General features: G+C 50.5%; 18 protein-coding genes. 4 read left to right on the top strand and 14 right to left on the bottom strand.

From position 1 onward, the window contains the following. Positions 1 to 247: 247 nt before the first annotated feature. Positions 248 to 3,934, bottom strand: a complete 3,687-nt coding sequence (locus DW817_RS06955) for an autotransporter outer membrane beta-barrel domain-containing protein (protein ID WP_120111783.1) — start codon at positions 3,932 to 3,934, stop codon at positions 248 to 250. Between the two features lie 218 nt (positions 3,935 to 4,152). On the opposite strand from DW817_RS06955, the gene DW817_RS06960 reads away from it, so the two are divergent. Beyond that, positions 4,153 to 4,761, top strand: coding sequence for a tetratricopeptide repeat protein (locus DW817_RS06960; protein WP_120111787.1), 609 nt, complete (start codon positions 4,153 to 4,155; stop codon positions 4,759 to 4,761). 114 nt (positions 4,762 to 4,875) lie between these two features. Here DW817_RS06960 and rpmA read toward each other — a convergent pair whose 3' ends face one another. The 3 genes from rpmA to rplU are packed head-to-tail and all read right to left on the bottom strand — an operon-like array spanning position 4,876 to position 5,813. Beyond that, positions 4,876 to 5,166: a 50S ribosomal protein L27 gene (gene rpmA, locus DW817_RS06965; protein WP_016459987.1), complete on the bottom strand. Its 291-nt coding sequence runs from the start codon at positions 5,164 to 5,166 to the stop codon at positions 4,876 to 4,878. A 5-nt stretch (positions 5,167 to 5,171) separates the two neighbouring features. Next, positions 5,172 to 5,498: a ribosomal-processing cysteine protease Prp gene (locus DW817_RS06970; protein ID WP_120111790.1), complete on the bottom strand. Its 327-nt coding sequence runs from the start codon at positions 5,496 to 5,498 to the stop codon at positions 5,172 to 5,174. Between the two features lie 3 nt (positions 5,499 to 5,501). Further along, a complete protein-coding gene (rplU, locus tag DW817_RS06975; protein WP_009014966.1) occupies positions 5,502 to 5,813 on the bottom strand; it encodes a 50S ribosomal protein L21 in 312 nt (103 codons plus the stop codon). Positions 5,814 to 6,087: 274 nt separating this feature from the next. On the opposite strand from rplU, the gene DW817_RS06980 reads away from it, so the two are divergent. Further along, on the top strand, positions 6,088 to 6,978 hold the full coding sequence (locus tag DW817_RS06980; RefSeq protein ID WP_120111793.1) for a DMT family transporter: 891 nt from the start codon (positions 6,088 to 6,090) through the stop codon (positions 6,976 to 6,978). Between the two features lie 416 nt (positions 6,979 to 7,394). On the opposite strand, the gene gatB is transcribed toward DW817_RS06980, so the two are convergent. Genes gatB through gatC form a run of 3 tightly spaced genes read right to left on the bottom strand, consistent with a single transcriptional unit; the run spans position 7,395 to position 10,608 of the window. Next, positions 7,395 to 8,840 carry an Asp-tRNA(Asn)/Glu-tRNA(Gln) amidotransferase subunit GatB gene (gene gatB, locus DW817_RS06985; protein ID WP_009014968.1) on the bottom strand — a complete coding sequence of 482 codons (1,446 nt, stop codon included), beginning with the start codon at positions 8,838 to 8,840 and terminating at the stop codon, positions 7,395 to 7,397. Further along, positions 8,840 to 10,306: an Asp-tRNA(Asn)/Glu-tRNA(Gln) amidotransferase subunit GatA gene (gatA, locus tag DW817_RS06990; protein WP_120111797.1), complete on the bottom strand. Its 1,467-nt coding sequence runs from the start codon at positions 10,304 to 10,306 to the stop codon at positions 8,840 to 8,842. Before gatA ends, gatB begins: the two co-directional genes overlap by 1 nt. Positions 10,307 to 10,320: 14 nt before the next feature. Next, positions 10,321 to 10,608, bottom strand: coding sequence for an Asp-tRNA(Asn)/Glu-tRNA(Gln) amidotransferase subunit GatC (gene gatC, locus DW817_RS06995; protein WP_009014970.1), 288 nt, complete (start codon positions 10,606 to 10,608; stop codon positions 10,321 to 10,323). A 296-nt stretch (positions 10,609 to 10,904) separates the two neighbouring features. Between gatC and DW817_RS07000 the strand changes: the two genes are divergently transcribed. Together DW817_RS07000 and DW817_RS07005 are read left to right on the top strand one after the other, a co-directional pair. After that, positions 10,905 to 12,041 carry a PLP-dependent aspartate aminotransferase family protein gene (locus DW817_RS07000; protein WP_120111800.1) on the top strand — a complete coding sequence of 379 codons (1,137 nt, stop codon included), beginning with the start codon at positions 10,905 to 10,907 and terminating at the stop codon, positions 12,039 to 12,041. A gap of 141 nt (positions 12,042 to 12,182) precedes the next feature. Further along, positions 12,183 to 12,473, top strand: a complete 291-nt coding sequence (locus tag DW817_RS07005; RefSeq protein WP_009014972.1) for a GNAT family N-acetyltransferase — start codon at positions 12,183 to 12,185, stop codon at positions 12,471 to 12,473. 73 nt (positions 12,474 to 12,546) lie between these two features. Here DW817_RS07005 and glyS read toward each other — a convergent pair whose 3' ends face one another. From glyS to DW817_RS07040, 7 genes are all read right to left on the bottom strand, one after another. Then, on the bottom strand, positions 12,547 to 14,607 hold the full coding sequence (gene glyS, locus DW817_RS07010) for a glycine--tRNA ligase subunit beta (RefSeq protein WP_120111803.1): 2,061 nt from the start codon (positions 14,605 to 14,607) through the stop codon (positions 12,547 to 12,549). Further along, positions 14,607 to 15,485, bottom strand: coding sequence for a glycine--tRNA ligase subunit alpha (gene glyQ, locus DW817_RS07015; protein WP_021737128.1), 879 nt, complete (start codon positions 15,483 to 15,485; stop codon positions 14,607 to 14,609). The genes glyS and glyQ overlap by 1 nt, the downstream gene beginning before the upstream one ends. Before the next feature lie 524 nt (positions 15,486 to 16,009). Then, a complete protein-coding gene (locus DW817_RS07020) occupies positions 16,010 to 17,464 on the bottom strand; it encodes an amino acid permease (protein WP_009014975.1) in 1,455 nt (484 codons plus the stop codon). Positions 17,465 to 17,950: 486 nt separating this feature from the next. After that, positions 17,951 to 18,694 (bottom strand): glycosyltransferase family 2 protein, encoded by a 744-nt coding sequence (locus tag DW817_RS07025; protein ID WP_009014976.1) that lies wholly within the window; start codon positions 18,692 to 18,694, stop codon positions 17,951 to 17,953. Positions 18,695 to 18,696: 2 nt separating this feature from the next. Further along, the gene (locus tag DW817_RS07030; RefSeq protein WP_120111807.1) at positions 18,697 to 20,730 is read right to left on the bottom strand and encodes an LTA synthase family protein; all 2,034 of its coding nucleotides are present in this window, start codon (positions 20,728 to 20,730) and stop codon (positions 18,697 to 18,699) included. A 144-nt stretch (positions 20,731 to 20,874) separates the two neighbouring features. After that, positions 20,875 to 22,314, bottom strand: a complete 1,440-nt coding sequence (locus DW817_RS07035) for a YfcC family protein (RefSeq protein ID WP_009015391.1) — start codon at positions 22,312 to 22,314, stop codon at positions 20,875 to 20,877. Between the two features lie 19 nt (positions 22,315 to 22,333). Next, on the bottom strand, positions 22,334 to 23,506 hold the full coding sequence (locus DW817_RS07040; RefSeq protein ID WP_120111811.1) for a M20 family metallopeptidase: 1,173 nt from the start codon (positions 23,504 to 23,506) through the stop codon (positions 22,334 to 22,336). Positions 23,507 to 23,590: the final 84 nt, after the last annotated feature.

Consider the following 23,590-nt stretch of genomic DNA (forward strand, 5'->3'; position numbering starts at 1 on the left):
AGATGGAGGAAAGACCATGGTGCGCCGCCCCAAGCCTCCCTACTGGAGGGGTGGAACTTCATTCGCCCGGAAACATGCCGCTGCGTGTGGAGCTCCTGCTCCATAGCCGGTCGCAGGACCGTGTTATCGAAAAATCAATTCGGCGCCCACTCCAAAGGACAAGGTTTGGCGCCGTGTCTTATGGTCTTATCAAGACAGGAAGAGACGGTTAAAAAGGGTCTCCCCTCTCTCCGTCTCTTTTTCTTCATTAGAAATGATATTGTAGGCCCACGTTCCAGTTCCATTCCTTATCAAAGCTAGCACCGGAACCGCGAGTGACTTCGCCATAAAGGTCCAAGGCGTCCGTCACTTTGACGCTGGCGCCAAGTCCATATTCAAACCATGTATCACGGTAGTCATCATGGATGGTGAGGCGGTCCCTGCCATAAGCGAAGGTATCCTGTAAGGCCCCGCCAAAATCATGGTACCAATCAGCCCTCACGTACGCACTTATTTTTTCATCTTCATAACCCGTCCGGATCCCGAGACGGCTCACAGCCGTGCGGACCGTATCAGACTCGACACTGACACCGCTTTCATCGGTAAAGGACTCCCGTTTCAGCCAGCCTGCAGTAAGCTGCACTTCCGGCGCCAGGAAGAATCCTTTACCCAAGGCTTTTTTCACGCCATATTCCGCTCCCAAAAGGGCACCTGTGGCATCATAGGAACCTGTATGATGCGCATCAAGGCCAGTGTAGCGATAGTCATTGGCAAAGCGCTGCAGTTTGAAACTGAAGTCCCAATACTCGCCATCCTTTTTAAGGACCGTATCATAAAGGCCCAAGGTATAGCCCTTAAGATCACTTGTGCCGTAGTCATAGGACGCATCACCTTTAAGGTAGGAAAAGCCAATGCCCTGCAGCTGGCGGCCCTTCTCCGTTTCGTGATCGTAGATATCACAGCCCACTTCATACCGATTGGTTTTGACAGCACTCCCAAATTCGCCATCATGGCTGAGCTTGCTTCCGCCCGTACGGGCCCAAATGCCATGAAGGGTTTTGGGTTCTGCTGCAGCGCCTCCCAATCGGCGCGTCAGGGCATCCATTTCCCCTCGCCACAGCAGATAGTCCGTCGTTCTTGCACCAGCAAGGCCATCCACGGTCGACGTGTGATGCCCATTCATGGTTTCCTTTTTCTCTAGCCAATCAATATAGATGTCGCTTCCATCATTCGTGGCCTTTTCGCCCAAATGAAGCGTAACAAAGTGCAGGGGCTGCTCTTCCGTATCAGAAAGTAAGCTGACGGAAGAAAGACTGGCGCCCATCGTATGGGCAATGACCGTCCCTTGAACGGCATTTGTCCAGTACACATTGGGGTCTGTCTTTTCAAGGGAAATGATGGCCTTTTGGGTAAAGCCCTCCGTAACGGTGAGCGTATCGGCGCCATAATTTTTTGTTGGGTCCACATCAAGGAGAACCGTGCCGTTCTCATTGCTATAGGTCCCAATAGTTACCGTCTCGCCGCCTTTGCCGTCTTTCAGGTCCAGAGCACCGTTCTTCCCGTCGTAGGTGCCAATAGTAAGAGCCGCTCCTCCATCAGGACGAATGATGCCGTTCTCGGCATGGACGGTCGCGACCGTGCTCGTCCCCGTATTCTTCCAAAGAGCGCCCGGGTTGAGAGTGACCGTCATCGTGCCGGCTTCGTCTTCCGTCTTTCCCGTAAAGGTGCCCGTTACGCTGGCAGAAAGAGTCCCTTCTGCTACCGTCTTCAGGGTTCCCTTGAGGTTCCTTGCGCTAACATCGGTCAAGCCGCCATTTTTTGCCGCAATGCCTTCTGCCGCATCGACAGTCTCCCCCGTAAGGGTAAGCACCGCGTCTTCATTGAGGGAAGCTGCTTCTTTTTGAAGAGTGAGGAGCCTTGTCACCGCAGAACCAACATCGACTTTTCCGTACGCATTGACCGTATCTTCCATCGTGATTTTTTGTCCCAAAACGGCCGTTCCGTTAGAACCAAGCGAATCGACCCGTCCTTTAAGCGTGGTCTTTTCCGTTTGATCGGAACCAACCCGCGTACTTCCTTGGGAATAAAGTGCAGCGTCTTCGCCGGTTGCCGTAAGGGTCACGCTCTTCCCGTCAAGGGCCACCGTCGCGTTCTCATTGATTTTCGTCACTCCTTCGACACTCACGTCCGCCGTTTCCGTTCCAAAGGTATGGGCTCCATCTACCGCAATGATGGCGGCCCGCTGATCCAAGTTGTCAATACTATTCTCGCTGCCCCGCGTAATGACGATTTTTTTCGTCGCAAGGAGTTCCCCGCTGGAGCCGCCTGTTGCAGAATAGCCTTCGGCTGTAATGGTATCCGCCTTGACGGAAAGGCTGCTGCCATCATTGAGCATGATGGCCCGGACAGTAGGATTGTCCGGTGCGGCATTTTGGACATTGACTGTTTTCCCTTCCATTTGGATGGTTGTCGTCTTGTCACTTGCCGTGTTGCGATACGTGCTGATTGTTTTGAGATTGATTGCTCCTTCGTTTCCGTCTTGATCAATGGCCTTCATGACAATATCCGCGTTCCCTGCTTTTACTTCTCCTGCGGAAATGTTAGCTCCTTGATATTTCATGGAAGAATCATAGGAGCTTACAATATCTCCCGATGCCGTAAGGTTCCCGCCGGAAACGATGGAGATGGACCCGCCGTTGGCGGAAATGACGGTTTGCGAACCATAGGCGGATTTCGGTGCGTCAATGGTCACATCGCCGCCGGCTGTAATGGAAACACGAGCCGCATTGCTGTAATAGGACGGCTGATTCGTCATCACCGTTCCGTGGACAGTTACGTCATTGCCTGCTTCCACGGTCAGTCTTCCTGAACCGCCGATGTAGCTCTTACTTTCTTCTCCCTCTTTGCCAAGAGTCATGTCCTTTGCCCGCAGGGTAAGTGCCGAACCAGTTTGGTCCGTATTTAAAATGTCAACGGAAAGGGTCTCCACAGCGGCACTGCCAATGGTGCTATCACTCTTTCCTAAAGTATAGACGCCGTCAAGCTGCATGGTGCCGCCCGTTGCCTTGGAGCCAAAAGTCACATCGCTGTCTTTGGTGGAAATAACTGTATTTTTGACATCAAACTGGGCCGCGCCGTCAATGACAACACGGGACGGACAATTTGTTCCGGTCTCGGAATTATACCCATCGAGCGGTCGGATTGTCCAGCCGTCCATGGATACAGTGCCGCCGTCCGTCGTAAATGATGCACTCCCGCCCTGGACATAGAGTATGGTCTTATTGCTGCTTCCGTCACTGGGGTTCTTGAAGTCCATCCCTTCTTTGGCGTGGATATTGACGGATGAACCCCCAAAAATCTGGACAGCCGATTGACCGCCCGTGACCGGCGCGACCGTCACCGTTCCTGCATCGATGGTGGCCTTTATCGCACCGCCGCCATTGGGATAGGCCCCGAGTCCTTCTAGCGTCATGTTGCCAGTGGCCTTGGCGTCAAATGTGGCGCCCTTTGTCAGTGAAACCTGGTTCAAGGTGATGGATTCCGTAACCCCCGCGTCGCCGAGGGTAATCTTTTTACTTTCAGAATAGACGGAGTTGCGGGAACCGCTGGAAATGTCAAACCCAACGGTCACGTTCTTCCCGTGGACGGCCACGTCGGATTGCTGGGTACTGATTCCCTTTTGGATAGTAACCGTATCCGTTCCCGTGCGGTTGCCGACAAGCAAGTCTCCTGTGTACGTATTTTCATAAACTTCGCCTGTCGCGGGATCTGTCCATTTCCAATGCCAGCCATTGATACCTTCGGCCGTGATGTCACCATCATCAGTCGCGCTGACATGATCCGGACCCGCAATGGTACCGTACGTATGGGTTTCCGCATGGGTGATTCCCGTCTGAAGGCTCAATAAAACAAAAAAAGCAAGTATGCTCCGGCAAGAACAATACGTAGGTTTCATCAACTCCGCATCCCCTTTTCCCAGTAAATCAGTATATTTAATGCTAATTATTTTTATTTCTCTATCTATATTTTATATTATATCATAAATATCTAGTAAATCATCGAATCGCGTCATATTAGTAGAAAGTAAAATCAACTTATCGAAAATTCATGATTCATACTAGATTTATATGCTATAATGACCGCAATCAATGATTTACGAAAGAAGGCATTCCTATGAAATTTGCTGCCATGGCAGGATCCTTTCTGCTTTCCTGCCTTTTCTTACTGCCTCTTGCTCCAGCTCAGGCTAAGACGAAAACGGAAGGAATCATAATTCATCCAGCTTATGAAAAAACAGCCACACATTCCCTTTCAGGTCGTCTCTTCTTAAAAGATGGAATCCGCTTATACACCGAGGGGCATTATGAAAGCGCACTCAAGATTTTACAAATTGCCTTTGACCGAGGCGACATGAAGGCAGGACGATATATCGGTCTTTGCTTTGAAAATGGAGATGGTGTGGCTCCTGATGCCCAGTTAGCCGCCCATTGGTACCAAGCAGCCTCCCTTAGAGGAGATGTGACTGCTACTTATCTATTGGGTACGCTTTACGAAAAAGGCAAAGGCGTTCCTCAAGACATACAAAAAGCCATGGACCTTTACCTGCAGTCCGCATACCGCAGCGACCATGTTTCAGCCCCCAGTCAGCTTGCCTTGGGACGCCTCTATGAAAAGGGAGAAGGCACGGCAAGGAATCTTTCAATAGCCCGTTATTGGTACGCTCGTGCCAGTAAGTCCGGAAACAAGGAAGCCGCAGCTGCACTTCTTCATGGGGAACACTAGAAACTTTCTTTGACGCCATCGGTATTCCCTCATCAAGTGTTCCGCTTCAGGCGCCCAACATTCCCAAGAATAAAAAAAGACTGCCGCCTAAGCAGCAGTCTTTTTATTTTGGAATTAAGCTTCCGCCTCAACAGGAACAATACTGATGATGCGGCGATCCTTACCCCATCTTTCAAAAGCGACTTTACCGTCAACTTTTGCGAAAATGGTGTAATCCTTACCCATCCCAACGTTTTTCCCCATATGGAAACGGGTACCACGCTGACGGACAATGATGGAACCAGCCGTTACAAACTGACCATCATGAGCTTTCGTGCCCAGACGCTGAGCGTTGGAGTCACGACCGTTGTGAGTGGAACCAGAACCTTTTTTATGAGCGTGTAATTGCAGGATTAATTCGAACACTAAACTCACCTCCTGTGTTCCTCGATAGCCAGATAGTCGGAATATGCCTTTTGGATGCCCTTCAGTCCCAGGACCATGGTCCGCAGGAGGACTTCGGTTTTATCATCGGGCGCATCGACCAGTCTGACACAGAGCAATCCGTCTTCTTCATCGACGCTGTAATCCAGCGTACGGGAAAGGACCTGCTCCATCCCAAGTACCGGGACCTGGGTTGTGAGGGAAACCATGGCACACACTTCATCGAATCCCTCGGGATTCGAATCGGCATGACCGGCTACACGGTACTCCCTGATCTTTCCTTGATCATCTTCGTAAATATCGACTTTGATCATGGCTTATGCTTCGATAGAAGTAATTTCAACGCGGGTGAAGGGCTGACGATGACCCTGGCGTTTGCGATAGTTGCTCTTTGCTTTGTATTTGAAAACAAAGATCTTATCAGCTTTGCCTTGAGCAGCAACCTTTGCAGTGACTTTAGCGCCTTCTACAGTCGGTTTGCCAACCTTGACATCCCCATCGCTTACAACGGTCAGGACGTCATCGAAAACGACTTCGTCGCCTTCCTGGACGTTCAGTTTTTCAACTTCCAGGACATCCCCTTCGCTGACACGATACTGTTTACCACCAGTACGGATAATAGCGTACATTCAGATGCACCTCCCTCATTCCAAGACTCGCCGAATACGGTACTCCTTCCGGAGTTTTCGGAACCTCTCCGGGCGGTAGTGCTAAAATTAGCTTCAGCCCTATAAATTTACTATATGAAAAGGGAAAAGTCAAGCCATTTTGGGCTTTCTCTCCATGTTTTTCAATGAATGGAACCGATTCACGCTGCCGCCAGCTTAGCGAAAAGATAAATGGCCCCATCCGTTTTTTTGACGCCTTCTATGATATAATGCATCTATGATACTAAAGGGGGCGATGATCATCAGCACGAATGCAACATACATCCTTTTGTCCCTCATCGGGCTTTTGTGGGGATTCCAGCCCATTACGCTCAAATGGCTGCTCCCTTATTGGACGCCAGCAACCATTACGACCTTCCGATTCCTCGTCGTCGGCATGGTGATCCTCTTTTACCAATACTTCCGTCTCGGTCGGGACATGGCAAAGCTTCTCCCCCGCAAGACAGATTGGCCGTGGATTGTTTTTATGGGAATCAATGGACAGATGCTCAATTCCGTGCTCCAGTTCCACGGTCTCCAGTTCACGACGGTGACAAACAGCCCCCTGATTACGGCGACGACCCCTGCCATTACGTCGGTCTGCGCCTACCTGATCCTTCACGAAGCCTTTTCCAAGAAGCAGTGGCTGGGCATCCTGCTCTCCTTTAGCGGCGTCCTTGCAGTCATTACCAAAGGGAATTTTGACATGATCCGCACCATAAGCTTCAATGTAGGCGACGTTTTCTGTATTGCATCCCAGCTTGCCTGGGCCTTTTACAGCCTGGCCTCACGAAAGCTGACAGGCCACATGGACGTCCTTACGGCCCTTGGCTGGTGCAGTCTCTGCGGGACAGCCGGAACCGCTATTTATGGGATTTTTTCAAACACCCTTGTCCTTTCTCCCTTGCCGCCTGTTCCCTTTCTTTCCTATCTTTATATCACCCTTTTCGGCGGGATTGCCGCCAATGTCTTTTGGAACATCGGCGTCAAGAATGTCGGCCCCAGCGTCAGTTCCGTCTTTTTGAATTTCACGCCCGTCATGGGAATGGTTGCCGGGTATCTCATTTTTGCAGATCCCATCGGACCGCTCCAGATTGTCGGAGCCAGTGTGATTTTTGTAGGGGTATACCTGACGACGCATGGTTGATTTTTATTCAAAGCAAGAATCGCTCCGAATTGATGTAGAACTTGAGCCCATTGCTTTAGAAAAGATTCTTCTAAGGCAATGGATTCATGACGTATCGCAGGAGGGCCATAAGTCGTTCCATTGCCATTTCCCCGTCTTGGCAGTGGATGAGAACGCACAGCGACATTTTCATACGAACGGTAGTGAGGGACCATTCGCCCGGAGTTTCGAAGGGTGCCTTTGGAGTGATAACAGAAGTCCGAGAAACTTGTTTGAAGCCAAATTAAGTTTGATTCCCACCCTTCGAAGAAGTAACGGTTTCTGGCCGTGCGTTTGGTCTTTTTCACCTCTCAAAAGGCAATACATTTGAGACTGTCCATCGCAAAAATACAAAAACGGCATCCCAATTGCTTGGGATGCCGTTCCTTTCATTTTTCTTAGCCGAGAATGCTCTTCTTGATCATCTGGTTGACCATGCCCGGGTTGGCTTTGCCGCGGGATTTTTTCATGATCTGTCCTACAAGGAAGCCAATGGCTTTATCCTTACCCGCTTTGATATCCGCAACAGACTGCGGATTGGCAGCAAGGACTTCGTCGACCATGGCTTGGATAGCGCCAGCGTCGCTCACCTGTTCAAGGCCCAGTTCCTTAACAAGGGCAGCCGGAGCTTTGTCGGTCTTGAGCATTTCCGCAAAGACTTTCTTGGCAAGCTTGCTCGAAAGGACGCCTTTATTGATGAGGTTGACCATTTCCCCAAGATGGGTCGGGGAAACGGGGAATTCGCCAATGGTCACGCTATTGGCATTAAGATAAGCCGATACGTCACCGAGCATCCAGTTGGCGACACTCTTGGCGTCTTCCGTTGATTTAGCGGCTTCATCAAAGTAAGCGGCAAATTTCTTGTCTGATACAATGAGTTCAGCATTGTATTCATCGAGGCCTTTTTCCTTCATGAGGCGGTCTTTCTTCGCATCAGGGAGTTCAGGCAGTTCGCTCTTGGCCTTTTCGATCCACGCGTCATCAATGATGATGGGCGCAAGATCCGGTTCCGGGAAATAGCGATAGTCATGAGCCTCTTCCTTGGAACGCATGGAGAAGGTCATGCCCTGGGCATCATCCCACGTACGGGTTTCCTGGACGACGTGCCCGCCGTCTTCGAGTATCTCTTTCTGACGCTGGACTTCATACTCAATGGCCCGTTCCAAGGCTTTGAAGGAGTTCAGGTTCTTGATTTCTGCACGGGTGCCATATTCCTTGCTGCCTACAGGCATGATGGAGATATTGGCATCGCAGCGCATGGATCCTTCTTCCATTTTTCCATCGCAGACTTCCGTGTACTGCAGGTAGGAACGGAGTTTTTCCATATAAGCACGGGCTTCTGCCGCACTTCTCATATCCGGTTCGGAAACGATTTCGATAAGGGGCACACCGGCACGGTTATAGTCAACGGCGGAAGAGTCGCTCGTTGAAATGGTGGCACCGGAATGGACGAGCTTACCAGCATCTTCTTCCATATGAATTCTCGTAATGCCAATGCGCTTGGTTTCACCATTTACGTTGACATCAACATGACCGCCCAAGGCGATAGGCTGATAGAACTGGGAAATCTGGTAGGCTTTGGCAAGATCTGGATAGTAATAGTTTTTCCGGTCAAACTTGCTGTAGTGCTGGATATCACAATTGACAGCCAGGGCAAACCGCAGGGCAAATTCAACCATTTGCTTGTTCATGACCGGCAGGGCGCCAGGCATACCAAGGCAGACAGGGCAGACATGGGTGTTCGGTTCGCTGCCAAAGGCAGTGGAGCAGGAGCAGAAAGCTTTGGTCTTCGTCTTTAGTTCGGCATGGACTTCAAGACCAATTACAGTAGTATATTCAGTCATTATTTCTTACCTCCCAGGGGCGCCACGGCTTTGTGGAATTCCGTAGCCTGTTCAAAGGTGTAAGCGGCGCGCAGCAGGGTTTCCTCGCCAAGCGGTTTGCCGATGAGCTGGGCACCAACGGGCATGCCATCCACAAATCCGCAGGGGATGGACATACCGGGCAGGCCGGCCATGTTGACAGGAATGGTCGTCACATCAAGCATATAGACCGTCAGGGGATCCATCTTGGCATCGAGTGAGTAGGCCACGACCGGGCTCGTCGGGGTAAGCAGGAGGTCACAGGTCTCAAAGGCCTTCTGGTAGTCCTGACGGATGAGGGTACGGACCTGCATGGCTTTGTTGTAGTAAGCGTCGTAATAACCAGAGCTTAAGACGTAGGTCCCAAGCATGATGCGGCGGCGCACTTCCTCGCCAAAGCCTTCCGTACGGGTGGCGGCCATCATTTCCGGGGCCGATTTGGCAGAAAGGTCACGGAAGCCGTAACGAACACCGTCAAAACGGCCAAGATTGGCCGACGCTTCTGCCGGTGCGATGATGTAGTACGTAATGACGGCATATTCCGTATGAGGCAGGGAAACTTCAACGACTTTTGCGCCCAGCTCCTCATATTTTTTCGCCGTCAATTTGATCTGTTCAGCGACTTTGGGATCGGTCCCCTTGCCAAAAAACTCCTTCGGAAGGCCGATGACTATGTCCTTTACGTCCTGTTTCAAGGCTTTCGTGAAGTCGGGCACAGGGACATTTGCACTAGTCGAATCATGGGCGTCTACGCCGCAGATTGTGTTGAGGACAATCGCCGCATCGGTCACATCCTTCGTGATGGGCCCAATCTGGTCAAGGGAAGAAGCAAAGGCAATGCAGCCATAACGGGAGACACGGCCATAGGTCGGTTTGATCCCGACACAGCCATTAAAGGAAGCAGGCTGACGGATGGATCCGCCCGTATCACTGCCCAGGGACCAAATAGCTTCGCCGGCTGCGATAGCAGCGGCACTGCCGCCGGAAGAACCGCCCGGTACGCGGGTAAGATCCCAAGGGTTCGACGTGGCCTTGAAATAACTTGTTTCCGTCGTGGAACCCATGGCAAATTCATCCATGTTGGTCTTACCGATAAAGACCGTATCATCCCTACGGAGATTTTCAATGACGTGGGCATCGTAGACGGGCTGGAAGTTTTCCAGGATCTTTGAAGCACACGTCAGGCGCATACCTTTGAGGCTGATATTGTCCTTGATGGCGCCGGGAATCCCCGTCAGCGGCTTTATGGCCTCACCCGCGGCAATCTTCTGGTCGACTTCGCGAGCTTTCTTCAGGGCCCCTTCTTTATCCAAGGTAATGTATGCCTTGACACTGTCTTCGACTTTGTCAATGCGGTCAAAGACTTTTTCGGTCAGTTCCACGGAGCTGATTTCTTTTTTGGTCAGCTTCTCATGGAGATCGTGAACAGTTTCATTATATAACGTCACAGTGCTTCCTCCTCTTATTCGATGACGCGGGGTACCTTAAAGCCGCCATCATGTTCTTCCGGTGCATTTTTCATGGCGTCCTCGTGGGAGAGCCCTTCTTGGGGCACATCTTCACGGAAGACATTGCTCGTCGGAAGGACATAAGGAGAAGGTTCAATTCCCGTCGTATCGACTTGTTTCAGGATTTCCGCATAATTGAGGATCTGGTTGAACTGGTCCTCGAATTTTTCCAGCTCATCTGCCGGCACATTGAGTCTCGACAGAGTTGCGATATGTTTGACATCTTTCGCTGTAATACTCATGGTCTCACCGCCTGTCTATACTTTTAACATCTAATGATTATATCACATGAAAGGACGTGTGAACATCCCCCGCCCCGCCTTTATCCTCACTCAATCGGCAGAGAACTTCCCTCAGGCCCGATCAAAAACGCCTCGCGCATTTTCTTATACTGAAAGAAGAGGCTGTCTTCCAATCAATCATGGGCATTTCTATTGACAGCCGCTTTTTTTCATCGTAAAGTAGTAGAAAATCATTGATGTGATTTCTTTTATGCTTTTTAATCCTATCAATTTTCTATGTTTTAGGAGGGGTTTCCATGAAGTTTCAAACAACCTGTATCCATGGAGACGGGCCCAACGATGCAACGGGTGCCGTTTCACCGGCGATTTACTGTACGTCCACCTTTTCCCATCCTCATGTAGGAGAGTCAACAGGCTTCAACTACACCCGGGAATCCAATCCCACCCATGCCCGTTTGGAAAAAGTCATGTCCGCCCTTGAAAGCGGCGTCGATTCCCTCGCCTTTTCGTCCGGTATGGCTGCCATTGATGCGGTGATGCGTCTTTTTGTATCCGGAGACCATATCCTTACAGGTTTTGATCTTTATGGCGGCTCCTTCCGTCTCTTCCGTTCCGTCTACGAACCGTACGGTCTAACCTTTTCCGCCGTCCATACAAGCGACCTTGAAGCCGTGGAAAGAGCCATTACACCTAAAACAAAGGCCATCTATCTGGAAACACCGACAAATCCCACCATGGAAATCACCGACCTACGCGCCCTGGCAGAACTTGCCCACAAAAAGGGTCTTCTGGTCATCGTTGACAATACGTTCCTCACCCCATATTTCCAACGCCCTCTGGAACTTGGCTGCGATATTGTCCTGCACAGCGGGACGAAGTACCTGGCCGGTCACAACGATATCCTCGCAGGCTTTGTAATCAGCCGGGAAAAATCCATCGCGGAAAAACTTCGTTCCATCTACAAAACGACAGGAGCCTGCCTGAGCGTTTTTGACGCCTGGCTCATGCTGCGCAGCCTCCGCACCCTCCCCCTGCGTATGCGCCAGCACGAAAAAAATGCAGAAACGCTGGTTGCTTTCCTAAAGACCCAGCCCTATGTGCAAAAGGTCCTCTATCCAGGCCTTCCCGAACATCCGGGGTATGAGATCCAGAAAAAACAGGCCACCGGGTTTGGCGGCATGATTTCGTTTTATGTTGATACACCGGAGCGGGCCAAGAAAATCCTTGAAGGGATTTCCCTCATCCAGTTTGCTGAAAGTTTGGGCGGTGCCGAAAGCCTCATGACCTATCCCCGCACCCAGACTCACGCGGACTTGACGCCGGAAGAAGCAAAAGAAAAGGGAATTACGGATACGCTTCTGCGCTTTTCCGTAGGTCTTGAAGATGTAGAAGACCTCAAGGAAGACCTTTTGTCCGTCTTCAAAAATCTCTAAAACAGTTTCTGGGCTGCTCCCCGCCATATGGGGCGGCAGCTCTTTTTTCATACCTTGCCTCTATCCAAATAAGAGGAAATAGTGTAAAATATCCTAAGCCGTAAAACACTTAGAAACGTTAGACAAGGAAAGGAGTACGGCATGGACGATTGCATCAGTGTACGCTTTGAAGAAAATAATAACCGTTCCGCAGCTTACGATGGAGACCAAGAAGTAGGGTACTGTTCTTACACCCTTGATGGAGATGTCTGGGTCATTGAACACACCGTCGTCGATCCCGCCTATGGAGGAAGAGGCCTGGCCCGCCGTCTCGTGGACGCTGTTGTCATGGGAGCCCGGGACAGCCGCGTCAAGATCCTGCCCATGTGTTCCTACGCCGTGAGCCTTTTTAAGAAGGATCATAAATACGACGAAGTAAACGCCAATCTCTAACCATGACGTCAGCATGCAAAAAGCCGGAAGAACCTATTAACATCGGATCTTCCGGCTTTTTAGTATGACGTTTTTATTTCATGACAAGAAGAGAGACATCACCCACACAGCCAATGAGACTGCGGATCTTTGTCAAAAGGGCAAGGCGGTTTTGCTTTACGGCTTCATCCTTATCCATGACCATGACGTCATCAAAGAAATGGTTGATGGGTGCAGAAAGGCTGTCGCAAGCGGTAAGGACGCCGGCAAAATCACGGGAAAGAAGCATTCCATGTACGTTTTCAGCAGCCTTTTCCACAGCTTCAAAGAGGGCTTTTTCAGCGTCTTCTCTCAAAAGGGCCTCGGAAACAGGTGCGTCAACGCGACTTTTCTTGGTAATATTTTCCACGCGGGTAAAGGCCTGAAGCGTTTCTGGCGCCTTATCCGTACCGAGATAGGCCGTCAGGGCATCAGCGGCAGCAAAAGCGTCGCACAGGTCATCCCGGCCTTCAGCACCAAGGACGGCATCGACGATATCGTACCGAACGCCGCGGTCAAGCATCATGTTCTTGGAACGCTGGGCGAAGAATTCAACAATATCAGCCACAAGTTTGTCTTCACTTTGATCCGTTTTGGGCAGGCGGCTCAAGGTTTCCTTGATGGCGCTTGTAAGGGCAAAGTGGATGTTTCCATCGGTGACGATATTGAGGATACCCAGGGCCTGGCGGCGCAGGGCATAGGGATCCTGGGAACCGGTTGGAGCTTCCCCGCGGCTGAAGGTTGCTGTGATATTATCCAGTTTATCGGCAATAGCAAGGAGACGGCCTTCATTCGTCTGAGGCAGTTCATCGCCGGCAAAGCGCGGCATGTACTGCTCTCCAATAGCCGTCGAGACCGTATCGCCTTCGCCGTCAAGAAGGGCATATTCACGGCCCATGGTGCCCTGCAGTTCCGTAAATTCCGTAACCATGCCGGTCACAAGATCGGCCTTGCTGAGGCGGGCTGCGCGAACAAGAGCCTTTTCATCAGCGGCAACGCCCGATTCCTTGAGGAGGCAGCTCGTAAGGGCTTCGAGGCGTTCCGTCTTTTCATACATATTCCCCATGCCGCGCTGGAAGGCTACATCATGCAGGGCCTCCCGATGTGCTTCAAGGCTCTTTTTCCGGTCGTTTTCAAAGAAGAAGACCGCGTCGTCAAGACGGGCACGAAGGACGCGTTCGTTGCCGTGGGTCACGATGTCAAGATGTTCACTGTTGCCGTTGCGGACCGTAATGAAATAAGGCAAAAGCTTGCCGCTGTCATCAAGGACAGGGAAGTAGCGCTGATGGTCGCGCATGGGAGTAATGACAGCTTCTTTCGGGAGCTTCAGGTACTTATCATCAATGGAACCGCAAAGGGCCGTCGGATATTCGACAAGATAAGTGACTTCATCGAGCAGGTCTTCAGAAATGGCCGTATGGCCGCCGGCTTTTTTGCCCAACGCTTCAATCTGTTCCCGGATGAGGGCACGGCGTTTTTCCACGTCGACAATGATGAAGTTTTCTTCGAGGGTTTTTACATAAGCCTCGGCCGAAGGAATCGTAATGGTCTGACTGCCCAGGAAGCGATGGCCGCGGGTCACATTGCCGCTTTTGACATCGTTTGCTTCAACAGGAATGACTTCACTGTCAAGAAGGGCCACCATCCAGTGGAAAGGACGGACAAACCCGAAGTCATAGTCAGCCCAGCGCATGGTCTTTGGGAAGGACAGGCTGTGGAGAATATCATCCAACAAGGCAGGCAGCAGGACCTTGGTTTCACCGCCCTTTGTGTGTTTGATGGCATAAACGTAACCATCCCGTTTTTCAAGGGCAGAGACTTCCACACCCTGACCGCGGGCAAAGCCCTGGACGGCTTTCGTCGGGTTGCCGTCTGCGTCAAAGGCAATCTTGAGGGATGGACCTTTGCTCTCTGCCGTCATATCTTCCTGACGGTCAGCAATGCCTTCAGCCACAAAGGCCATGCGGCGCGGCGTTCCGTAGACGCTGACTTTTTCAAAAGGAATACGGGCTTCCTTGAGTTTTGTTTCTGCCAGTTCCTTATAGTTTTTCAAGATACCCGGCATGTATTGGGCCGGCATTTCTTCCGTTCCGATTTCATATAATAACGTAGCCATTAGTTGTTCCCTCTCTTCAGCATAGGAAATCCCATCTTTTCACGCTGTTCCACATACGCCGCGGCGCACAGGCGGGCCAGGGCGCGGACACGGCCGATGTAGTTGGTCCGTTCGTCAACGCTGATGGCACCTCGGGCGTCCAAAAGGTTGAACGTATGGGAGCACTTGAGCACATAATCATAAGCTGGATGGATGTTCCCCGTTAACAGGACCCTTTTGGCTTCCTTTTCATATTTATCAAAGAGGTCAAAGAGCAGATCCGTATCGGCAATATCAAAGCTGTAGCAGGACTGTTCCACCTCGTTTGTGTGATACACATCGCCGTAGGTCACATCGCCCACCCATTTGATGTCGTAGACATTTTCCACACCTTGGATATACATGGCAAGGCGTTCGAGGCCGTACGTGATTTCAACGGCAACAGGTTTGATATCAAGGCTGCCAACTTGTTGGAAGTAGGTGAACTGCGTCACTTCCATCCCGTCGAGCCAGACCTCCCAGCCCATGCCCCAGGCACCCAGGGTCGGCGATTCCCAATTGTCTTCAACAAAACGGATATCGTGTTCTTCGGGATGGATCCCTAGTTCGCGCAGGCTTTCAAGATACAGTTCCTGAATGTTATCCGGAGACGGTTTCATGATGACCTGGAACTGATGATGCTGATAAAGGCGGTTAGGGTTATCGCCATAACGTCCGTCAGCCGGGCGGCGGGACGGTTCCACATAGCATACGTTCCACGGCTCCGGTCCCAAGACGCGAAGGAAAGTTGCCGGGTTCATGGTCCCAGCTCCTTTTTCTACGTCATAAGGATGGAAGTTGATGCATTGCTGACGCCCCCAATAGGCACTCAGCGCCGAAATGATGTCTTGGAAATTCATGGTTTTCTCCTCCTAAACAAAAACTCCCGTCTCTGCAATATAGACGAGAATCATCTACATTACAGGGACGGGAGTGACTTCCGCGGTTCCACCCTGTTTGCTGCCAAGGCAGCCTCTCTTGTGGTACAGTCGCTCAGGGATGCCAACCCCCTCATTGCGCTCCGAACAATATAGCAAAATTGGGAAAGATTGTCAAGGCAGCGGTGGAAAAAGGCGGTCGAGATGTGATGCTAAAAGACCGTGAGACACGGACCCAAACCGCCCCCCTGCGGGGGATGGGTCGGAATTACATTCACCTGGAAACATGTCCCTGCAGCATCACAGCTGCCTTTTTATCTTTTAACTCGACAGCCAGCGCCGAAGAGTCATGACAGCATGATGGCCCCTTTTACGTTTTTCCCAATCGCAGTACGTTCCTTCTTCCAATATGCCATGAGCCCATTGCTTCGGATATGTTTCTGAAGCAATGGGCTCATGTTTTCCATCAAATCGGAGCGATGTCCACGCCGATTAAATTATTAAGGTTATGCCGTCTCGCCCAATCTTTCCCGTTCGCGGCGTGCAAGGATAGGGAAAATAAGGCCGATACCAAGAAGGATGACCGGCGTTACGACGTTCATGATCATCTGGAACCACCAGGTGGAAGAATACATTTCTACACCGTAAGGAACCATACCCATGAGCGAAGCAAAGGTCGTCAGGGCAAAGCACCAGAAACCAATCATAAAGCCGGTGCCTTTGCTCTTTGTAAGGTAGTAGGAAGAGCTGTAAGCCTTTTTCGCCCGTTTGAGCGCCATATAAGCCAGGAAGACCCACAGGTAGGACAGCGGCATGCAGATGGCATTCAGGCGCAGGAGCCAGATGTAGAGCGTTGTCATGTCGCCAATGCCAAGGGCCGGTACGATGATAAGAATGCTGACAAGGATGCCCGTCAGTTTGTAACCGCTCACAGGGATGCCCTTTTCGTTGATCTTCGTGAAGGAATGAGGTACGAATTTCGGATCAACATCACTTAAGAGGAACTTGATGGGTGCGTCAATGGAGATGGCAAGGGTTGCTGCCTGGCCAAAGAACTGGCAAATAGCATAGAGGATGACGAAAGCGCGGCCCACGCCATAATAAGCGCCGAGCTTGGCGAAGCAGTAGTAAGCTCCATTCATCATCAGGTCCTTCGGCACATTGTTGGGGTCAAACATAAGACCCATGGCAAAGGTACCAAGAACAGCCGTAACAGCCACCATTGCGGTCATGACAATCATGGCACGCGGGAACTCCTTATCCGGATTCTGGAGGTTCGTGACATACGGTGCAATGCGTTCACAGCCACCGACAGCAAAGACGAGGATGCTGAGGGTCGTCATGTATTCAAAGTTGAAGTTCGGCATGAACGTATCCCAGCTGAGGCTGTAGGAGAAGGTCTTTGCTTCCGTGATGTAAGGCGCAGCGAGAACGAGAAGCACATAAAGGATGCTCATGATAAACATAAAGGAACCGGCAATGGAACCAATGCGCTTCAAAGCCGATACACCCTGAGCGGCATACCACATGAAGAACATGAAAATGCCAAGGCTGATAAGCTGAAGCATCATAGGCGAAATCATGGTTGTCAGTTGGTCATTCTGGAAAATGGCCCACCCCATAGCAATAAGGATATTCTGCGGTTTCTGGGCTAGATAAGGAATATTGACTACCCAGAAGGTCCAGCCAGCAAAGAAGGCCAATTTGGAACTCATGGTTTCTTTGATCCAGGAGCTGACACCGCCAGCACCATTTTCAAAGGTCGCGCCCATTTCCCCCACCATCAACGTGTACGGAATGAAGTAGAAGAGGAAGAGAATCATCCAGGAAACGACGACTTTCAGACCTTGGTTGGCAAAGCCATTGACCGTATTGCCAAATCCCCACACGACCGTGTAGGCCATTAGGCACAGAGCTTGCCAAGTCATGGCTTTGTTTTTTGAATTTGTGTTGCTGCTCATTTCGATACCCCCTAATTGGTTTAAAGTGCAACATTTGTTACACGTATTATAACAAGATTTGTTCTTCCATAAAAGACAGAAAATAAGGACTTTTCGCTATTGTCTTTATATTAAGGACAATCCCGAACGTTCACTGTAACATTTTCATCGTATTATTCGAAATATAAAAAAAGTGAACCATTTTTGAAGAAAGCATCGCAATATCGTGTTATCCAGCCATCACAAATCAACTTGAAATTTTTTAAACAGGCCTATGAATGAAACCAACCGGTGAAGGAATAAAGGATAAGTCGCAGTTAGGAACCTTTTTTGTTAAGAAAAAAGTCCGCATCTGAAGAACAAGCTGTCCACACTAAAGAAACTTACAATGAATCATTTGATGGCTTTTTATCCACGTAAGAAAGAACCTGTAAAATAAGCCTCTATTTTTGAAATATAAAAAATCCCTCAAACAGGGAACCCCAATTTGAGGGAATTATCACTTCTTCAATTATTTTTTTCCGCCAGTTTTGCATATTTTATGGCCGTATAGATACCGTGCTGGAGTGTGGCAATGATGCCCATACTTCCTTCAAGAAATCCTCCTTGGAGAAGATAGACCTTAAGCATGCCCAAAAGGGCATGGCTGGCTGCTTTTCCATAGCTTGCCCTTTTTCCTCGGGCGTAGGCATCATCGGCCCAAATGGTCGTGTACTGGCCGGCTTTGCGCCACCAATCGGCAAAGGCCGCATAGGTATAATGGTCCATCCTTTCTGAAAGGGCCTCAAGAGGCACGGTGCAAACGGCGTGTTCGTGGACCTTTCCCTCCCAGTGGACCGCCGCTTTTGGGAAAAGGCGCACGACCCGATCCGGTCCGAACGCCCCATGATGAAAATGATGACCGAAGGCAATATTTTCCCTGCGGAAGGAGTAATGGTGGTTGGGCGCTCCCTTTTTGATGGCAAGGACCTTTTGGATGGCCCCTGCTGTAAGCCGTTCGTCGGCATCAAGATAAAGTACCCAGTCACCATGGGCACCCGTCAGGGCAAAATTGCGCTGGGCGGCAAAGTCCCCGTCCCAAGCCCGGTAAATCACAGAAGCACCGCTTTTTTTTGCGATTTCCACGGTCCCATCGTCACTTCCAGAGTCAACGACAAGAATCTCATCGGCCCAGGACGCAGCATTTTGAAGGGCGCTGGGAAGATTTTTTTCTTCATTTTTAGTGAGGATGATGCAGGTTATGCTACCCATGACTATTCTTCCTTTCCTAAAAGTTCCGGATGGCGCACAAGGTACCCCGTAAGATCCATATACCCTTCCCTTTCCTCACGGTACGGCTGAGGGCCTTCCCGAAGAGCCTGCGGTCCAAAGCCGTCCCCTAAGGGCTGATAAAAGTCGTTGCTGTAGGTCCCGTAAGCATCCTTTCGCAGCCAGTGGTAAGGCGACACGACATGGTCGATGGGATCCATGAGGCTCGTCATAAGGGAATAGTACGTAAAGTCCTTTGGCGCAATGAGTTCAAAAATCGTCGGCAGGATATTCATATGACCGCCAATGGTATTTTCCCCGAAAAGGGACTGGTCGATTTCAGGATGATGGAAGAATAGAACCGGACTATGGCGTTCCCGCAGGTTCGCGTCTCGTTTCATGAGGCTTGTTTTCCCAAGGACGGCACTCATGTCATAGGAATGGTCGCCTGTCACGATGAAAAGACTGTCTGGATAGGCTTCCTTCATGGTGCGCAGGAACTTTCCAATCGCCTGGTCTGAGAACCAGAAGGTCCCGAGATTCTTTTGCAAACTCTTGCTGTTTTTGATGTCTTCCGGAGCATCCGGCATGACACGCTCCGTATCATAGCCATATTTTTCAAGAGGAATCTTGAAGGGCCCGTGATAACTTGTCGTATAAAGGAAATGGAACTGATATTCCCCGCGCTCTTCGTCCCCGGAAAGAATCATGTCCGCTGCTTTTTCCAGAAAGAGGTTGTCATAGACGCCGACCCAGGTCTTTGGCGCGTCAGGGCCGCAAAAATCCGTTGCCGTTTCCACTTCGTCAAAGCCGCAGCTGGGAGCAAACTGGTTAAAGTTTCCATATGTGACATTGCCGCCATACCAATAGGTCGCGTGATAGCCAAGTTTCTTCAGCTGTCGTGGCAGGGCCGTAGGAAGTTTGTTCGTCCAGAAGCTTTCTTTTTCGTTGAGTTCAAGACCAGCGTCATAGATGCCGCTCATGAGGCTCACGATGGATGGCCTGGAAATGATGCCGGCTGAAAGGGCACTCGTAAGCTGGGCTGTGTGGGGATCATCCTTGAGAAACCGTCCGCCCGAGACAAGGTTCAGCGAGGCAAAGGCCGGGTCAAAGAACTGCTGAAGATAGGTCTCCCCCACAAGAAGGAAGATATGGCGCGGTTTTGTGATGCGCGCGCCCTTTGCCGCACGGCGAAAGGCATAGACAGGATTGGGAAAATCGGAAAGGGGCATTTTTACCGGCACCAGCGGCGCAATGGCGGCAAGGTCCTCTTCGTCCGTGTGCTCATAGGCTTCATTGAGGTCATGCTTCATCACCTGTTCCAAGGCGACAAGGTCATCCACGGTCGCTTTGGCAAAAAAGATATCCTTTTTCACAAGACTCGGAATCGTATCCCATTCGGGCTTATCGTCATGCCAGAAGGTCCCGCCATACCGGAACCAGTAAAACGCAGCAATACACAAAAGAAAAACAACTGTATTGAAGGCGCAGCGAAGAAAAGGCGAGGCAATAGCTGGATAGGAAAGACTGGGAAGACCTAAAAACGCCAAGAGTGCAAGGCGGCACAGGTACAGATAGGGCACAATGCCAAGAAGGATCCAAGCACCATGGTCCTGATGGAAGAAAATATCAACGAGGTTGTGCTTTTCCGCATGGGCGCCAAGCTTCATGGTCTGGTTGTAGATGTCATGAAAATGGCTGTAATAGAGCATCTTTCCCATGAAAGCAAGATAAAGGACAAGGGCATAAAGCAGGCCGCCCACAAGACGCAGTGTATTGCCCAGGGCAAAATAGGCAGGAAAAAAGGCGCCGGGCAGGCTCACAAGGACCAGGGAAATCAGGAAAACATAGGCGTTAAAGTCCATGCCCCACCAAAAACCGTAACGAAAGGTGTGCCAGAGAATCTTTCCCTTCCCCGCAAAATTGGGGTACGGGCTGTAGACCTTGATGAAAATAGCCCGAAAGAGGGCGCATAGGATGGGGAAAAATAAAAAAAGTTTGGCATCCTGCTGCAGGGACGCAAAAAATTGACTGAACATAATGAGCTCCTTTGCTTCTATCTGCTCTTAGTTTATCGGTTCTTTGCGTGAACTGCAAGAAAAAGCATAAAAATCTTGTTTTCGCACAAAAGAAAAAGTCCCTCCCCTGCCGCAAAACAGCAGGAAAGGGCTTTTATTCCATAATCAGAAGGGACCGATCTGAACGGCCGTTGCATAAAAGAGAACCACAAAGGCTACAATCCACCAAATGCCCAGCATGGGGATAGCAAATTTCCACCAGCGGCGCAGGGGAATGCCAGCAATGCTGAGGATGGTCATGGTCGTACCGCTTGCAGGAGTGACACTGTTGGTGAAGGCATCGCCCATTTGAAAGGCAAGGACAGCGGTCTGACGGGTAATGCCGACGAGGTCAGCCAACGGCGCCATGATTGGCATCGTGATGGCGGCCTGACCGGAACCGGAAGGAACCACCATGTTGAAGATATCCTGAACAATGAACATCCCAATGCCAAGCATGGATTTCGGCACGGCGTTCAGGGAGTTTGCTAGGTAGTAGATGATGGTATCAAGGATATGGCCATTATCCAACAAAATGGTCACGCCTTTGCACATACCGACCATCATGCAAGGAAGCGCCATACCGGCAACGCCCTTGATGAAAGCATTGGCGACCTTGTTCGCATTCATGCGGGACACAATGCCGGTGTAAATGATGAGGGCAATGAAAAGAGCCGCAATTTCATCCATATAGAAATCAAACTTCAAAACGCCAATAAGGATACCGGCTACAACAAGACAGAAACCAAAAAGGACAAGCTTATGGGTTCGGGTCATAGTGCCCGTTTCACCCATAATGGATTCGATGTTCATCTTTTCCTTGTAGATCTGGTCATAGTCATACATGAAGCTCTTTTCCGGATGCTTCTTGACCATACGGGCATAAAGGTAGAGTGGAATCACCGTAACAATGATGAGGGTTACAAGCATGACAAGACGGATCTGGATCCCTGAGAACATGGGCAGCCCTGAAATGCTCTGCGCTACACCAACCGTGAAAGGATTCGTCACACCGGCACCATAGCCTGCGCCAACAGCACAGAGGAACATACCAGCCGCTACAATGGAGTCGAACCCCAAAGCGTAGCACACGGCGGTCATGAGCGGAATAAAAGCAATGTATTCTTCGCTGCAGCCAGCCGTTGCGCTGAGGCAGATAAAAATTGGCAGAAGGACAGGAATGATCAGCGTTTCGTGACCTTCCATCTTTTTGACAACGTGGCCCATGAAAGCGTGGATGGCGCCTGTTTCCGCCATGACGTTCAGGGCACCGCCAATGATCATAAGGAAGCCAACAATACTGGCCGCGCCTTTGATGCCCTTTGGAATAGACATCAAGAAATCCAGGATCTTCGTTGGTTTCTGGGCAATGAAATGGAACGAGTTCGGATCAACAATCATACGGCCGCTGGCTGCGTCCTTGATGCGGACAAATTCACCAGCCGGTACAATATACGTAGCAATGGCACTTAAGACGAGGATGACCGCAATGATCATAATAGGACTTGGGACCGAGACTTTTTTGTTCTGGACGGGCTTTGCCGCCTGCTGAGGATTTTCGCTCATCGTGAGTTCTCCTTTTTTCTTATAGGGTAACGTCCGTAAGTTTCAAGATGGTACGGACCAGCATGGCTGTACGGGTAAAGAGGCTGTCAAGAACGGCATATTCCTGCATGGTATGGGCATGATCCCCTTCGGGGCCCAAGGAATCGAGGATGGGGATTCCTGCCTTGGCAAGGTACGAGGCGTCAGAACAGCCGCCTGGATGGTAAGGACCAAAGGGCTCAATGCCAAATTCCGCTGCAGATTCGTTGTAGAGAGCAAGGAGGTTGAGATTTCCTTCGGTTTTTTCAAAAACAGGCATTTCTGTTGGAAATTCCACCTCCGCCCTTGTGTTCGGCACGTCAAGATGCTCACAAATGGCTCGAATGGCCGTTTTAAGTTCTTCCAAATCCTTATTGTAGTCGACACGGCAATCCGCTTCGATGCGACAAAAATCGGGGACAGCGTTTGAGACCACGCCGCCAGAAATGACATCGGTACTGACGATGCGTCCTTTTTCAAGGTCCGTCAGCGCCCGCATCTTGGTGATAATACCGGCCATAGCTTCAATGGCATTTGCCGACGTCGTATAGGCATTACCGACGTGGCCGCTTTTGCCGTGGACCTTGACCCACACATCCATGCACCCCTTACGGGCGACGGTAAGGACGTGATTCATGCGGCCCGTTTCCATATTGAAGGCACAGAGACAACCTTTCGCTTCTTCGGCAAGCATCTGGTCGGCCCGAGATCCCACATGGGTCGTTTCCTCATCGCCGACAAGGACAACCTTGAAAGGATGGTCCTTATATCCCAGATCCGTCAGGATCTTGATGACATATAAAAGCATCACGACGCCGCCCTTCATGTCGGCGCAGCCCGGTCCATAGACCTTTCCGTCTTCAATACGGAAAGGTTGATCAGGATAGGACCCACTGGGGAATACCGTATCGACATGACCACAGAAAAGAATGGGTTTTCCCTGTCGATCATCACCCAAGGTTGCCCGCAGCATGGGGATGGCGCAGCCCGTATCAAGCATTGTCGCCGTAAAGCCTTCCTTGGTGAAACGGTCCGCCACCTTTTGTAGGAGGGCGGTGATGAGTTCTGCTTCCTTGCTGCCTGCTTGGTAGTTAACAAGGTCTTTCCAGTAGGTAATCATATCGTCACGGTAGAAGGATACTTTATTTTGAATGGTTTCTTGTAAATTTTCCATAGTTATCCCTTTCCTCACTGTGTCAATTTTGCGAAATGAATATAAATACATTTTACTCCACGATTATGCATGGTGCAACTACTT

Origin of the sequence: Acidaminococcus sp. AM33-14BH (genome assembly GCF_003603525.1) — a bacterium.
Lineage (GTDB): Bacteria > Bacillota > Negativicutes > Acidaminococcales > Acidaminococcaceae > Acidaminococcus > Acidaminococcus intestini.

What these genes read in the sequence shown, in the direction of transcription:
- glyQ (WP_021737128.1), bottom strand. Translation starts at nt 15,485, where the DNA reads ATGAATTTCCAAGACATCATTTCGGCGCTGAGTGCCTATTGGGGGCGT.
- DW817_RS06955 (WP_120111783.1), bottom strand. Translation starts at nt 3,934, where the DNA reads ATGAAACCTACGTATTGTTCTTGCCGGAGCATACTTGCTTTTTTTGTT.
- DW817_RS06980 (WP_120111793.1), top strand. Translation starts at nt 6,088, where the DNA reads ATGATCATCAGCACGAATGCAACATACATCCTTTTGTCCCTCATCGGG.
- DW817_RS07020 (WP_009014975.1), bottom strand. Translation starts at nt 17,464, where the DNA reads ATGAGCAGCAACACAAATTCAAAAAACAAAGCCATGACTTGGCAAGCT.
- DW817_RS06970 (WP_120111790.1), bottom strand. Translation starts at nt 5,498, where the DNA reads ATGATCAAAGTCGATATTTACGAAGATGATCAAGGAAAGATCAGGGAG.
- DW817_RS07035 (WP_009015391.1), bottom strand. Translation starts at nt 22,314, where the DNA reads ATGAGCGAAAATCCTCAGCAGGCGGCAAAGCCCGTCCAGAACAAAAAA.
- DW817_RS07040 (WP_120111811.1), bottom strand. Translation starts at nt 23,506, where the DNA reads ATGGAAAATTTACAAGAAACCATTCAAAATAAAGTATCCTTCTACCGT.
- gatB (WP_009014968.1), bottom strand. Translation starts at nt 8,840, where the DNA reads ATGACTGAATATACTACTGTAATTGGTCTTGAAGTCCATGCCGAACTA.
- glyS (WP_120111803.1), bottom strand. Translation starts at nt 14,607, where the DNA reads ATGGCTACGTTATTATATGAAATCGGAACGGAAGAAATGCCGGCCCAA.
- DW817_RS07005 (WP_009014972.1), top strand. Translation starts at nt 12,183, where the DNA reads ATGGACGATTGCATCAGTGTACGCTTTGAAGAAAATAATAACCGTTCC.
- gatC (WP_009014970.1), bottom strand. Translation starts at nt 10,608, where the DNA reads ATGAGTATTACAGCGAAAGATGTCAAACATATCGCAACTCTGTCGAGA.
- DW817_RS06960 (WP_120111787.1), top strand. Translation starts at nt 4,153, where the DNA reads ATGAAATTTGCTGCCATGGCAGGATCCTTTCTGCTTTCCTGCCTTTTC.
- DW817_RS07025 (WP_009014976.1), bottom strand. Translation starts at nt 18,694, where the DNA reads ATGGGTAGCATAACCTGCATCATCCTCACTAAAAATGAAGAAAAAAAT.
- rplU (WP_009014966.1), bottom strand. Translation starts at nt 5,813, where the DNA reads ATGTACGCTATTATCCGTACTGGTGGTAAACAGTATCGTGTCAGCGAA.
- DW817_RS07030 (WP_120111807.1), bottom strand. Translation starts at nt 20,730, where the DNA reads ATGTTCAGTCAATTTTTTGCGTCCCTGCAGCAGGATGCCAAACTTTTT.
- DW817_RS07000 (WP_120111800.1), top strand. Translation starts at nt 10,905, where the DNA reads ATGAAGTTTCAAACAACCTGTATCCATGGAGACGGGCCCAACGATGCA.